The sequence below is a fragment of the Methylomonas sp. Kb3 genome, from assembly GCF_002834115.1.
In the GTDB taxonomy this organism is placed as follows: domain Bacteria; phylum Pseudomonadota; class Gammaproteobacteria; order Methylococcales; family Methylomonadaceae; genus Methylomonas; species Methylomonas defluvii.
Genome location: NZ_PIZT01000014.1, coordinates 1 through 13,508 on the forward strand (window position 1 = coordinate 1; position 13,508 = coordinate 13,508).

A 13,508-nucleotide genomic window follows, 5' to 3' on the forward strand; every position below is an offset into this window, starting at 1 on the left:
GCCCCTGGGCGTCGACCACGGCGATATCGGCGACCGGTTTGCCGATGTCATGCAACAGCCCGGCAAAACAGACCGCCAGCCGCCAGCGTAATTCTTGTGCTTTTCGTTCCTTGGGTGATGCTGACGTGGCAAATAAACTGCCTTGGGATGCCAAGGTCGCCCAATGTGCGACTTCCAATCCGTGCCGAAACAAGCCACCGGCGCCACGATGATGATGCGATTCCGAAGCCGGCAACAAGTGGCTGTAGGCGGCATAGCGGCGTATGACCGGTGCGGCTATGGTTTGATAAAGACTATCCGGCATAGCCAGCGCCTGTTCAATATCCGCAATCAACTCCGTTTGACTGGACAGGATGCGTTCTACAGGTGCAGCCGGCAGACCCTTCATGAATGGCGGATAACGCGGCACATCCTCATCAATCGTTGTCGCAACCTGACCGACAGGCGCGGACTCGACGCCAAATAGACGTTGGCGGATGCGGGTAATGAGAGTCGAGGGCGTATTTTCCATAACGCCGCATCTTGCCGGGAATTTTTCAATCGTCGCTTGCAGCTGGCGACGAATTCGACGTCAGCTGCAAGCAGGCCTGGCAAAAGAGTGTTTAGTGTAACGAGCTCCCTTTAATTACCCCTGGAGCTCTCATGAAATCCAAATCGCTCGTAATCCATTGTCTTGTGCCCATGCTGTGCATTACGGCATGTACTTCGCTAAATCATCCCGATGCTGCCGTGAGCGAGACCGTCATCGAATCGATTGTGCCGGTTCAACCCGAACAACCCTGTCGCCTGGATAATGCTTGGCAGACAGGAGGATTGGGCGGTTCGGTATTTCGGTCAGCATCGATTGAACACGTTGTCAGGCAGGTCGATCAGCCGCTTGGCGTTTACTTGGCAAGTGACGACACAGCGGGTCATGTCCTTAATGTCAGCACGTCCCACATCCCAGATAGCCCGGATGACGATGCACAGGTCATCGAACGCGCCTGGCGAAAATATTGCCATCACCAACTCGATATGACACCGGAGGAGCAGGCGCTAGTCAAAACCATGACTATCCCACACAACGTGCTAAGCCATGGCTGCAATCCAGGCAGCTTGAAGAAGTGAGGTGGTCGTCATGGACAGAATTAGCAAAAACCATTCGCTCGACAATCTCACCGAACGCTTTCAGTCTCTGACCGAGCGGAAAAAAGCCAAATGGCGGGTGGTCGAACCGATGAAGTCTTTGCCCAACTGGCCGTCGGCAATCCGCGGTACGCCCAATGCCTGTTTGCGGAGTGCGTTGTTCGCCGGCATCCAGGGTAAGGAACGCATTGCCTACAAAAAACGAACACTGTTGGCTGCGGTCGACGGGATCGAGGTTCGTTACCTCGGCATACAGCTTAATCAATCGGACCTTGATGTCTGGATGCAGATCGTGCACTTGTCCCGGCAACAATTACCGGGATTTAGCGTGACCTTCAGTGCCCATGCCCTGTTGACGGCATTGGGGCGCGGTAGCGGCAAAAGCCAACACGAATGGCTGAAAGAATCTATGGCCCGCTTGGGCGGCGCTTTTGTCGAAATCACCTTTCACGGCCGGGATGCCTTCGGTGAAAAAGGCTTCTTGCGTTATTACCGTGATGAACAGACCCAGCGCTACGTGGTGGAGTTGACCGAATCCATGCTGCGCCTGTTCGAGGAGGGCTACACCTACATTGAATTCGAGCAGCGGCAAAAATTGCGCAAACAACCCTTGGCATTATGGTTACACGGCTTCTTGTCGTCCCATGCTGCTCCGTTCCCGATGAAAATTACCACCATCCATCGACTCAGCGGTAGTGGCTCAAAAACCCTGCGCGATTTCAAATATCGCTTGGGTAAAGCGTTGGACGCCTTGGTGAGTATTGGTACTTTGGCTAGCTTTGAATTTGCTGATGATATCGTGAAAATCAAACGCCAACCGACGCCCAGTCAGCAACGTTTTTTGGAAGATAATCAGCACTAAAAAAGCACGGCATTAGACCGACGCTATTTTGGGTCGGTCGAAGCCTCTCGATACGGCATTAGGCCGACGCGGATACGGCATTAGACCGACGGAGGCACGGCATTCGGCCGACAAGGTAACGGCATTAGACCGACGGGCACGGCATTAGACCGACAAAAAGCACGGCATTAGGCCGACGTTTGACACGGCATTAGACCGACGCTTGGAGTAAATTGTAAAATCGCCGCAGGCTATGCTATTCGTGGGCTGCAGCGATTTTATTGTGCTGAAATTTGAGGGTGCTAATCTATATATAATCTATTTTTAATCTATATATAGAGCCTGGTGATGACAAGGATTTCCACCCAATGCAGCAGGTCTTGTTCGGTGAGAGTGGATTGAGTGTTGACAGGTTGTTCGCTTGACATGAATTTTCCTATTACTTAACTGTAGGCATAGACATGGACAATGCCTAACGAGATTTTCTGTTAATTGCGAGCCTTGGAAAGCGCTTTACTGCATAGGTATTTGCACGTTGAATCCCTACCGCAGTAGACGTAACAACCGGATCAAATGAAAATATCAGATTTGACAATATTTCAGTCTTAATGCAAATTTTTACAAAGTTATGGTCTAGGGAGGTGCAGACTGTTTTCGTTACGAGTAATGTTGGTATCCATGTAACCCCGTTTACTTCGTTTCCTTGGTATGGAAACCGATGTCGGCTGCCGAATGACCGCTACTAGTTTTATTGATTTAACGCCATTGAGGTAAGTGCTCAGCGACAACTGAATATAGAATCTGGAGTTAACAAAAATGGCTGGAAAAGAAAGCAAAGGTGGATTAGGCGATTGGGCGAGTATCGTCGCCACAATCTCGCTTCTGTGTGGAGCAATTTGGGCCAATCAGGCCGCTGATGCCCCAAGACCTATTCCACCGCTCAAGGGCGATTCAGTCAAGCTCATCCAGGATGTAGATGCCCGATTATGGCAAGACCCTTTCGAAGCGGTTATCCGCCACCGGGAATCCGAACACAAGAAAGCTGAATGTTATCGGACGATTGTGGGGAGCAATTCACCAACCTATGTCAAACAAGATGGCGGTTGCGCCGAATCCAGGGAATACGAGAAATTCGAATTTGGACAGAACGAATTAAAGGGTCTTATCAAAAAGCGACTTGAACAGGGTAACGTTACCGTATTGGCGGTGATGCTGAACGGAGGAGCCTACGTGGGCGCCGGCGAATTCCGCCGCCAAGCCCGTTATGCCGTGCTGGCCGGTCTTAACGTGAAAGGTTACGTTCCCGAAGACGCACAGCATATAGAACATCTCACGATTGACAAGAAGGAGAATACCGGTTCTGAAAACAGTCAAAATGAAGGTTTCCCTAAAATTGTCCCCTTCGAATGGCTGACTCAAGATAAAAAAATCGGGAACAACGCCGAGGACGGTAGCGTACTGCTGATTTGGCTTAATGAAGAAGCTTTTGACGGTGAGTATTACGAACCGAATAAACCTGAATCACCTGTGGCCCGCAAACCCCTTGTACGGCTAGCCAATTTTTTTCGTTATCTATATCCGGAATCGGTTGAATGTCCGTTCCATAACAAACTAAGTCTTAAAATTATTGGCCCTGGAGACTCCACAGTCCTGGAGCATATGGCGGAGGAGATGCGCTCGTCCTTAACGCCCTGCCCGCGCCTGGAGTTCTATTCTCCCTGGGCGAGCATTCACGATGATGTTTCATACAAGACCTTGCAGCAGAAGGGCATCCCCTTCCACAGAATCGGCCCGGATGATTTTGAACTCGCCAAGGCACTGAAAAATGAACTCAAGCTTCGGAATGTGACGGATACAAGGCATATCGCTCTGATCAACCAATGGGATACAGCCTATGCCAGAAACCTCAGAAAAAACCTGTGCGAGGCATGGCAGGAAGATTCCGGCGACCAGTGCTTAAAGGAAAGCGGGATCATTCAGTATGAATTTCTGCGCGGTCTCGATGGCAAACTGATCGGAAATAAGGCAAAAGCCGACAACAACAAGCCCGGTGACGACAAGGAGTCCAACACCGTAACCGCCAGCTCTGCCACGCAGGCTACGGAAACACGTGCGGAAGGGGATGTCCAAATCGATTATCTGCGGCGCATCGACAAAGAATTACAGCAAAAAGATTATGATCTCCGTAAAGAAACCGGCAAGGGTATTCGCGCCATCGGCTTGATCGCCAACGATTATTACGACAAACTGCTTATCCTCAGCATACTCAAGCCGGCATTTCCCGAGGTAGTCTTTTTTACCACGGATCTCGACGACAACATGCTCAACGGCAGCGACGACCGCTATACGCGCAATCTCGTCGTCGCATCATCCTTCGATTTGACTCTAAATAAGAGTCTGCAACAGGATACCCCACCTTTTCGTAGCAGTTTACAAACGGCGGCATACGCAGCTGTGTTGACAGCCCTGCAATCTACGCAACCAGCTGGCAATATAGGAACGGATTGGCAGCCTCTTTTGTTCGAAATCGGCAGCAATGAGGCGGTAAGGTTGACAGCCGTACCGTCTGATATGGATATCACTTTTCCGACAGAATCACTCGATGATACCTGCGAGCCATCCAGCTTGGCGCAATGCGACGATCCTCACCCTGATAACGTCCCGCAACATGCACCACCAAGATTTTCCTGGATTTGGAGCGTGGGGTTTCTATTTCTATTGGTCTTGTCGAATCCAGGTGCGCTGTCGTTTGTATTGAAGCTTATGGGGAAGCAACATAGAGAAACATTTCTCGATTGGATAAAACATCAACCTTTTAACAAGATGCAGGCCTTACCGGAAAACGTATTGCCTTTGATGTTCACGGTATTTGTTAGTCTTGTGATAATGCTATCTATCTGGGGCTACCTCGATTCCCCAGAGCCATTTTTCTGGAGCGAAGGGGTCAGCGCATGGCCGAGCGAAATCATTCGCTTGTTTGCGATTGCGCTATCGTTGTATTACACCCATAGGATCAATGACACCATCAGGAGCAGTGACAGGGAAATCAGCCATCATTTCTTTGACATTGAAAACTTAGTGGACGTCAAGTGCGGAAACTCCTGGGGGCTAGCTATCCAGAAATTGTACGAAGACGAGGCGATGTTCATCCGTTGGGAAGAAACCGGCGTTAGGTCGAAAAAAGAGAGTACCCAAAAGGCAGACGAACAATATTCTGCGGAACAAGCATGGCGGGAGTATTTGCAAGAGCCTCTCGTACCCACGGCCGCTTTATATGGGATTCTTTTCTTCATGGCATGTTATTTTTTTATCGACTCTTGGGGTATGCCTGAACCCCCTGTTCGCGGTGTGTCCATGGCCTATGTAGACAAGACCATAACCCTGATTACTGTATTCCTGTTGGTTTTCCTAGTTTTTTACGTCAACAATGCCACCGGCCGCGTTGCACGCTTGGCTCAAAAGTTATGGGGGAAAAGCATATGGAAATGTACTGACATCGACCGCTTAGGTTTTTCGCGGAGCTATAAAGATAATCATAGTGGTTATATCGGTTTCGATAATTGGCTGGACATTCAACTTATCGCCAGATGTACAGAAGTCATCAAACCCTTTGTATTTTATCCAGTTTCAGTATTATTTCTGGTGATTTTTGCCCGCAGCCGTTTGTTTGATGCATGGAGCGTGCCTTGGCCATTATTAGTCGTCTATGGTGCGTCCTTACTCTTGGTCGTTTCCAGTGCATTGCTGATGCGCTGGGCGGCAGAGGCTACCCGAGATCATGGTATCGAATATCTCAGTAGCGCCTTGATGCGAGCGAAAACTTACAAAGGGGCGAATGGAGGGAAAAATCGGCAAATCCCAGATCAGGATACCGTTATTTCCCAATTGGAAACGGTCATAGAAGAAGCAAAAAGCCTGAATCGCGGAGCCTTTTCCTCTTTTGCCGAGCAGTCATATGTTCAAGCCATCCTGGCTTTCATCGCTACTTTGTCGAGCGTCAAGCTCTTGGATTTTTTCCAGTTTGGCTAGGAGTGCTTGAATACCTGTTATTTGTCCAATTATCACTTATAGGAGTTGCAACAGTGAGTTCACTTGAAGAGAGAACAGCCAAGTTCATCGATCTGATGAAAAAAATAGAGCCCAACGATTTAGAACTCAAAAAACGCTTTGATGAAGCAATGGTAACTGGGTTAAAAGAAATCATATCTTCTAGTCAATGTATGTCGAGCGATAGTTCTTCTATCCGTTGTTGGTCGGTGTGCTTTGGTATTTTGGGCTTTGTTGGAATTATTGCCGTTTTATTAGTGTCTTGTGACGATAATGCAAAGAAACACCTTGAGCATATGGCACAAATAGAATCGAGGAAGTCGCTGGCAAATGATGAAATCAAGACTAAAATTGGAACGATCAATTCAGATCTGGCTGAAATCAAGATTCATCTCGCTCAGTCTGAAAAACCGAAATCAGACAATGAGGATATAAAGAAAAAATTTGATGACATCGCAGATCAGATCAAGAAAATAAAGCCCTACCCAACAAAATGTTGTCAGCCAGTAGCCAGTCCCACAAAACGTGAATGTCCACCCCAATGATTACAAGTTCATACGGCGTGCAAGATCAGAAATCCTAGTTTGCCAACATGCCGTTACTACATGCCTTGACGGTCGCGGTGCCCGAGTTTTTACCGTAGGCACCAGACAAAATATTAGGGAAGCGAACGAGTTCGTCTCTGCTTTCAGATCGCGAAAGCCAGTGCCTTGTCGCCGAGCGCCATTGCGCCGTTATAGCCCTTCTTCACGGTAGATATTAAATTATTTTACGGTCTTTTGAGTTTAAGCACGCCGGAACTCACATCACGGGTCGGCAACAAATTCCTATCGAGATCGCCCTTTAATAATTCAAACAAATCCCGAGTAAACACTTGGTTACCGATATGCCATGAATGATCGAAAGTTCCTATTTTTGCATTTTGATCAGACGCTTTAACGGTATCGTCTGAGTCAAGCAATTGAAAGTAATCAGTGCAATCTACATTAACCGCTTTTGCCGGAATATCAGCCGGCAGACCCATTCTGCCCACCCTTGGAGCCATTCCCAAGCGCTTGCCGTTGGATAGTTTTAAAACGGAATCTGAGCCATTCGAGTAATTAGTAAAGCGAACGCAGTGCCGATAAAGCGCTTCGCTAGTTGCGTTATCCTGCTTCAATGAAGCCGAAGAAATGTCTCCCGCTATGAAGGCAATTTGGCTAACCATCCAGCTCGCTTGGATTAAATTGGCATCGTCAGCGTCATCAAAGGCTTCGCGGATAACATAAGCTCCAGTCGAATGCCCTAATAAATGAATATTGATCATACAATCTGGTCCCTGTTCCTTGGCAAGAATTCGGATACCGTCGGTAACCAATTGCAGTGCTGTAATTTTGGCATCATGCCTGTCTTCCAAATAGTTCAATGGACTGTCTGCGCTTGGCCAATCGAATGACATTACCGCACCCTTGTAACCAATGGCTGCAAGATCATTTTTCAATTGGCGATGGCGTTGCATAACAATTTCCTGTGAATTGTTGTAGCCATGAATAAAAACCAGAATATCGCCGCGATCCTTGAATCGTTGTTGGTCAGGATCATCAGCCGAAGATCTCCAAATAGCCGATGCACGTAATATTTTAACCCATTCGTCGGGATCGATTTTATGCTTTGGTAGCGGCGCATTGGCTTTATCTGGTACCACGAGATACAGACTTTTACCGGGTTCGGATATGAAATTATCGCCTTCAACGGCGCGAGCACACATGATGTAATCGGACATACTAATTTCTCCATTTTCAGGTCAGCGACATTTTATGTCGCAGTTTAATTAGATGGACTAATGTTTTTTCATGACCCTTGAAGGCGGCTCTGGAGCAAAGACCAATCGCTTGCCTGCGCTGCTAGGGGCGGCGGCTTTGGGGTGGTTTAAATCGCCGACAAATAGTCGCTTTCCGGCGATGAAACTTGAGAGAAGGCGAGCACCTGGGCGACCGGTTACGTCATTCGGGTATGGATTTAAATATCCCCAAACTGCCCTCGCGAAGTTTAGCAAACGGCAGTTAAACATTAGATGATCCGTATCGAAAGGTCTAGTCAGGCTATCCGCCGTTCTTTACGATGTTCGTCACCTTCGTCGCCGCTCCAATTACGGCGTTTGTTCTGCTTATAAATGTGGTGACGGTTTTCATTTTTTCCGCTTCTTTCTTGAGATCGTCACTTGCCGCCGTTATCTTGACCAGTGCCGCAGCTAGCTGCGCACTATGCAAACCGGCCATCAACTCTTGAATGTGTAAGTCTGTCCGGCTATCCATTAGATTGCTAATAGTAGTACTAAGCTCGAGCCGTTGCGGATCGCCGATAGCAAGGCCGTTTTTTATCGTGATGGCCTCACTGATTATGTTATCCAACAACTCGACATCGCTGTCACGCTGATCCGTAATGTCTTTTTCTGTTGCCATGGTTTATTCCCCATCATCTATTCATTTGGCGTCGGCGGTCGCCGTCGGCTGTTTAGCAAATGCCTTTTCAACGGCAGCGGCCTTATCGGCGAAATCGGCCATTGCACTCACGAGATTCTGGAACTGCCTGGATTTGTCGTTTACCGCCTTCATCATTTCGTTATGCGCCTGCACGAGGCTTTCCCCGACTGCAGCCGGATCGACTCCCTTGAGCGCATTCAAACTCGCGACCAACGATACCGAGTCTGCCAAAGGCGTATCGTACCGATCCAGTGATATGTCCGCAGGACACGTTGCCTTCTTGGCGCACTTCTCATCAGCAATAGCAATGCGGGCATCAAGGTCGATATTAATCCGATCCATGCGGGCATTCAGTTGATCGGTAAGCAACTTTATACGGGCGGACTGCACCGATGTTAGCATGGGCGTTACTGCCTTATCGACCACAACCTCAATCGTGCTACGCTTGCCTTTTTCAGAATCGATAGACGGTGTCCCGACTGCATCGATCGCTGACTTCAGCGTGTCGTACCGCGCCGCATCGAGACCCGTACCAATTGTCCAGGTTGCAAGCGTTACGGCCGCCCCTAGTGCTGGCCCGGCAGCCGCGCCTCCTGGGGTTACGGCGCCAAGCGCGGTGCCCAGTGCCGCCGTACTCGATGACAACTGTGAAGCGGCCGCATCGTAATCCTTGCGATCTTGGGCATTCGTGACCGCTGCCAGCCCGTCTGCATACGCTTTCAGCGCGGCGAGCGCCTTCTTTGTCTCAGGTTTGCCGGGGGCGAACTTGTCTGCCGCAGAAATATTTGGGGTATTGTTGGGGGGCACCATTAGCCTACACAGTTCATCTGGATTTCCTCCACATCCTTTACTCAGGTTTACCCCAGCCCTCGCACCAACTACTTGCGCGAGATCTGTCGCAGCCTGATCTTGGTCAATATTGTCGAGCCCCTGTGTTACCCCATTCGACACAGCGGTAATGCTCGAATTGAAGCTCTCCACTTCCTTTTGATAGAGGTAGGGCGAACATCCAGACAGTGCCGATGCCACCACAACCAATGTGATAATAGCTCGCATTGAGCGGTTTCCTACTTGCTCAGTGACATTAATGGCAATGTTCTGCCTGGCGCAGATGGATGGGAATTTCAACTCACCTTCGATAATTGTTCGCATGGATGATGCCCCCTTTGTGATCAATGAGATTTTGTTTCAATATTCTGTCCGACGCATAGCTCGCATTGAAGTCACCGTGCCTCCAGCTGCGGATGACGGATAGAAAGTTCAACACGCCAAAACTGTAGAAAACATGATAACTACAGTTTAGTTAATAGCATAACTGTTACCTTCATTCCACCATATTCATCGTCACAAAGCGGTCAGTCACAACAGACAGCTCATGATCGGGGGTCGGACAGTGATAATGTCAATTTGCTCGCCGAATAGCGGACAGCCGATTGGGTCACAAGATGCCTTAACTAGTGAAATTGGTAGTTACTCCGACCGGCGAGTTGTGACCATCGGGGACCATGATTCTCTCAAGTTTATTGGAGCAATGCTTTTCATTCAGCCATCTCAACCGATGAATTTAGTATTGGCATCGGCTTCAATTACCCTGCAATAACGCTGCACCGCATCGCGAATTTTTCCCAGCCGATCGAGCTGTTGCCGAATATGGGCAAACTCGGTTTCCAGTTCTTCGACTAATTCCGCCTCCCAGGCGGGTTCGCCCTTCAGCAGGTTGCCAAGCGGATAACGATAGCCACGGCCTTTCTTAACGTACTGCGCAATGGGCCTGGTCTGGCCGTTTTGCCGCAACGTGGCCATGCGATACCACTCAATGCTGAAAGCGCGTTGGTTTTCCCGACAGCGGATGCGGACGCCGATTCGGCCCGATTCGCTTTTGCTGTGTTTCTGGCGCTGGCTTTTCAATTGGCGCCAATAATCATCAACCAATACTTTGGCTTGCGCCTGGAGATGATCGCACCGGGTTTCGATCCAATGCAGCAGGTCTTGTTCAGTAAGATTGAGCTGACTGTTGACAGGTTGTTCGCTGGACATGAATTTTCCTATTACTTAACTGTAGGGATAGACATGGATAATGCCTAACGGGATTTTCTGTTCATTGCGAGCCTTGGAAAGCGCCTTAGTGCATAGGTTTTGCAGCTGAAATGCCTACCGTAGTAGGCATTTCACTGTCATTATCCCGATGATTTATTTAGGCATTGCCTTGGCAAAACGGCGTCAATTATGCCTACCTAGGAAATAACTTCGGATTTCGGGCGGATTACCGTTGCCACGTTTCCCTACTAGCGTAGGCAAATCGAAAGTCGATTTCCTATTGGGATTTACGGGTCATTGCCCGTTCGCAATAACGCCGGCATTTTAGGCAACCGATATGGGATAACGATTGCAGTTGGCGCCGAATTTGCGATCGTCTGACGTTACGGTCGCGATCTGCGATCGCATTTCGAACCATGTTGCAGCTGATGGCGTTTTCGTCGTCAGCTGCAAAAGTTGCTGGGAAAATCTGCCGGAAAATGGCGCGATGAACCGAAACGCCATTTCTTTACCGATCATCATGAGTTTGTGTCTCAGAGCCTCTGTGGCGATGGGTAAGGACGACGCGCCCGAGGTTTCCTATTTCGCCGACAAACAGCGCGGCTGGTTTTGGTACGAGGTGTTGCCGGAGCCGGTTAAAAAAACCCAACCCGAAATTCAAGCTGATCAGGAAAAGCCCAAGCCTGACAGCAAACCACTCAGCGTCATTCAAGCTGAAATTGAACCCAAAACACAAGCCAAGCCATCCGCAGAACCCCAACCACTCTCTTCGGCCTGGTTGAAGCAGAACCTCGAGCATTACCTGAACCAGGCGATCGACGATCCCAGTCCCGAAAATGTCGCCGCGTTTTATTACCTGCAGCGGGTGATGATGGATAAAGCCGAGCGCTTTACCAACGCCGCCCGTTACGTGGTGATGTCCGATCCACAACTCGATGAAACCGTGCGCCGACCGGTGGCAACCTATGCGGCCAATGAAGCCAATCATCAGGCCGGCGTGGTGGCCGAACGCGCCTTGAAGGCGATTGCCGCCCAAGCCGGTATTTTGTTTTTCTTCCGGTCCGATTGTCCCTATTGCCATGTGCAGGCGCCGATTCTGGCGATGCTGGAAAACACCTATGGATTCAAGATTTATCCCGTGTCGCTGGATGGTTTACCTATGCCGAACGGCTTTTTCAGTCAGTTCAAACGGGATAACGGTCAGGCTGCAATGTTGGGGGTTGAACAGACACCGGCACTGTTTCTAATGAAACCGCCCAAGCAGATTTTGCCTTTGGCGCAAGGCGCCTTGTCTCTGGAAGAAATCACCGGACGGATTCTGCTGGCCGCCAAGGAAGCCGGTTGGATCGATGCCTCGCAATACCAAATCACTCAGGGCATTCGTAACACGCCGATGTTGTTACCGGCCGCCGGTAGCATCAGCCCTGCGGTCACTCAAGATCCACTGTCACTGATCCAGGCATTGCAACGCAGTGCGCATCTCGGGAGTACACCATGATGTCGTTTTCATTTCTATTTCGGTATCGCTATCGCTACCAATATCGCCAGGTATTAGTATTGATTCTGTTAGTTGAGAGTGCCGTTCCAGCCTATGCCGACCTGCAACAGGAAATGGACAGCATGTTCGGCACCATGACCAATGTCACGGCACCCACCGCGCATTTGGGGCAGCGCCGTGGCGTGATTACCGGTGGCAGCCTGGTGGCGCGCAATGGCATCACTAATACCAACCTAGTCTCGTTTGTACCACCGTCGTTCAGTGCCGGCTGCGGTGGTATCGATTTATTCGCCGGCAGTTTCAGCTTCATCAACTTCAACCAGTTCGTGCAATTGCTGCGCAATGTCGCCGCCAATGCCTCAGGCTATGCATTCCAACTCGCCGTTGGCGCTATGTGTCCATGGTGCGCATCGGTGATGACCGACCTGCAAAAGAAAATCCAGGAGATGAACCAGATGTTCAGTAACTCCTGCCGTTTGGCACAGGGCCTGGTTAACGACACGGTCAAAGCCTTCGATCTGCAAAGCAAAACCAACCTATCCAATGCCTCGTTTACCCAAGGGATTTCGGATGTGTTTTCCAGCTGGACCAATACCAGCACGCTGGGCGATCCTGTACAGCAAATCAAGCAGAACGACCCGGCCGACATGACCAAGATCATCCAGGGCAATCTGGTGTGGAGGGCTTTGGTCAATCAGAATGCTGGGGGCTGGTTCCGTTTCGGCGGCAACAGTTTGCTGGAAGCGGCGATGAGCATTTCCGGCACGGTGATCGTCGATGCGCCGCAAGCCGCACCCGACGGCAAAGGCGAGAACAATGCCATTAGCGCGCCGCCGCCGATTTTGCGGATCAAGGATTTGATGTACGGCAATGACGCCGGCAACAGCTATCAAACCGTGCGGATGTATACCTGTTCGGATGGCCACGATGCCGATCAGTGTCTGAAACCCATTGTCCAGAACGTCAATCTGCTCGGCTTGAAACAGCGGGTGATGGAGATTCTGCTTGGGTCTGCCAATAGCGGCAACGGCTTAATCTACAAATTCTCGACCAATAGCGGTCAAATCACCGACAGCGAAAAAGCCTTCATGCAAACCGTGCCGGATGCCATCGGCGGCATGATCCATAACCTGGCGCGGGAAGATGCCGGTATCGCCAAAGTGTGGGCCGAAGAAGCGGCACCGGTGATTGCCCTGGAATTGGCGCAATTGATTGTCAACGATTTGCTCAATGCCGTGCAAACTGCCGCACACATGAATGACCATGCCTACGCCAAGTTGCTGATGGATGCGTTGAAGGATGCAAGGGAGCAAATCCAGGACGAATACGTCACCATCGCCGGTCGTTATGGCAACCCTCAAACCTTGATGGCGTTTTACCAGCAGTTGATGACCACCGTGAAGCCTAAACACTACGGCACCGTGGCGCAGTTGCCGGCTTCCGGGATGGCTTGGCCAAGTCCTTAAACGCTCATCCCTTCCATCTCCTCGCAATGCAT

General features: G+C 49.9%; 12 protein-coding genes. 6 read left to right on the forward strand and 6 right to left on the reverse strand.

The annotated features are described in order from the left end of the window. Positions 1 to 511, reverse strand: a 511-nt coding sequence (locus tag CWO84_RS10215; protein WP_205800367.1) for a TraI domain-containing protein, incomplete at its 3' end; no start/stop codon positions are given. A 131-nt stretch (positions 512 to 642) separates the two neighbouring features. Here CWO84_RS10215 and CWO84_RS10220 point away from each other — a divergent pair. The 4 genes from CWO84_RS10220 (at position 643) to CWO84_RS10235 (ending at position 6,558) form a co-directional block, all read left to right on the forward strand. Beyond that, positions 643 to 1,107 (forward strand): hypothetical protein, encoded by a 465-nt coding sequence (locus CWO84_RS10220; RefSeq protein ID WP_101052550.1) that lies wholly within the window; start codon positions 643 to 645, stop codon positions 1,105 to 1,107. 10 nt (positions 1,108 to 1,117) lie between these two features. After that, complete coding sequence (trfA, locus tag CWO84_RS10225) at positions 1,118 to 1,987, forward strand: plasmid replication initiator TrfA (RefSeq protein WP_101052552.1); 870 nt, start codon at positions 1,118 to 1,120, stop codon at positions 1,985 to 1,987. A gap of 795 nt (positions 1,988 to 2,782) precedes the next feature. After that, entirely contained in the window at positions 2,783 to 5,995 is a 3,213-nt protein-coding gene (locus CWO84_RS10230; RefSeq protein ID WP_101052554.1) for a hypothetical protein, read from the forward strand. 53 nt (positions 5,996 to 6,048) lie between these two features. Then, on the forward strand, positions 6,049 to 6,558 hold the full coding sequence (locus CWO84_RS10235; RefSeq protein WP_133120663.1) for a hypothetical protein: 510 nt from the start codon (positions 6,049 to 6,051) through the stop codon (positions 6,556 to 6,558). 224 nt (positions 6,559 to 6,782) lie between these two features. On the opposite strand, the gene CWO84_RS10240 is transcribed toward CWO84_RS10235, so the two are convergent. From CWO84_RS10240 to CWO84_RS24930, 5 genes are all read right to left on the reverse strand, one after another. After that, positions 6,783 to 7,775, reverse strand: coding sequence for an alpha/beta hydrolase (locus tag CWO84_RS10240; RefSeq protein WP_101052558.1), 993 nt, complete (start codon positions 7,773 to 7,775; stop codon positions 6,783 to 6,785). Between the two features lie 319 nt (positions 7,776 to 8,094). Continuing rightward, entirely contained in the window at positions 8,095 to 8,454 is a 360-nt protein-coding gene (locus tag CWO84_RS10245; RefSeq protein ID WP_101052560.1) for a hypothetical protein, read from the reverse strand. A 21-nt stretch (positions 8,455 to 8,475) separates the two neighbouring features. Then, the gene (locus tag CWO84_RS10250) at positions 8,476 to 9,627 is read right to left on the reverse strand and encodes a hypothetical protein (RefSeq protein ID WP_101052562.1); all 1,152 of its coding nucleotides are present in this window, start codon (positions 9,625 to 9,627) and stop codon (positions 8,476 to 8,478) included. Positions 9,628 to 10,026: 399 nt separating this feature from the next. Then, positions 10,027 to 10,512: a conjugative transfer protein MobI(A/C) gene (mobI, locus tag CWO84_RS10255; protein ID WP_101052564.1), complete on the reverse strand. Its 486-nt coding sequence runs from the start codon at positions 10,510 to 10,512 to the stop codon at positions 10,027 to 10,029. 324 nt (positions 10,513 to 10,836) lie between these two features. Then, complete coding sequence (locus tag CWO84_RS24930) at positions 10,837 to 11,034, reverse strand: hypothetical protein (protein WP_240618020.1); 198 nt, start codon at positions 11,032 to 11,034, stop codon at positions 10,837 to 10,839. Here CWO84_RS24930 and traF point away from each other — a divergent pair. Both traF and CWO84_RS10265 read left to right on the forward strand, forming a co-directional pair. After that, on the forward strand, positions 11,033 to 12,010 hold the full coding sequence (gene traF, locus CWO84_RS10260) for a conjugal transfer protein TraF (RefSeq protein ID WP_240618021.1): 978 nt from the start codon (positions 11,033 to 11,035) through the stop codon (positions 12,008 to 12,010). The two genes, CWO84_RS24930 and traF, sit on opposite strands and share 2 nt — an antisense overlap. Continuing rightward, on the forward strand, positions 12,007 to 13,476 hold the full coding sequence (locus CWO84_RS10265) for a conjugal transfer protein TraH (protein ID WP_101052566.1): 1,470 nt from the start codon (positions 12,007 to 12,009) through the stop codon (positions 13,474 to 13,476). The genes traF and CWO84_RS10265 overlap by 4 nt, the downstream gene beginning before the upstream one ends. Positions 13,477 to 13,508 lie beyond the last annotated feature (32 nt).

What these genes read in the sequence shown, in the direction of transcription:
- CWO84_RS10220 (WP_101052550.1), top strand. Translation starts at nt 643, where the DNA reads ATGAAATCCAAATCGCTCGTAATCCATTGTCTTGTGCCCATGCTGTGC.
- trfA (WP_101052552.1), top strand. Translation starts at nt 1,118, where the DNA reads ATGGACAGAATTAGCAAAAACCATTCGCTCGACAATCTCACCGAACGC.
- CWO84_RS10230 (WP_101052554.1), top strand. Translation starts at nt 2,783, where the DNA reads ATGGCTGGAAAAGAAAGCAAAGGTGGATTAGGCGATTGGGCGAGTATC.
- CWO84_RS10240 (WP_101052558.1), bottom strand. Translation starts at nt 7,775, where the DNA reads ATGTCCGATTACATCATGTGTGCTCGCGCCGTTGAAGGCGATAATTTC.
- CWO84_RS10245 (WP_101052560.1), bottom strand. Translation starts at nt 8,454, where the DNA reads ATGGCAACAGAAAAAGACATTACGGATCAGCGTGACAGCGATGTCGAG.
- CWO84_RS10250 (WP_101052562.1), bottom strand. Translation starts at nt 9,627, where the DNA reads ATGCGAACAATTATCGAAGGTGAGTTGAAATTCCCATCCATCTGCGCC.
- mobI (WP_101052564.1), bottom strand. Translation starts at nt 10,512, where the DNA reads ATGTCCAGCGAACAACCTGTCAACAGTCAGCTCAATCTTACTGAACAA.
- traF (WP_240618021.1), top strand. Translation starts at nt 11,033, where the DNA reads ATGAGTTTGTGTCTCAGAGCCTCTGTGGCGATGGGTAAGGACGACGCG.
- CWO84_RS24930 (WP_240618020.1), bottom strand. Translation starts at nt 11,034, where the DNA reads ATGATGATCGGTAAAGAAATGGCGTTTCGGTTCATCGCGCCATTTTCC.
- CWO84_RS10265 (WP_101052566.1), top strand. Translation starts at nt 12,007, where the DNA reads ATGATGTCGTTTTCATTTCTATTTCGGTATCGCTATCGCTACCAATAT.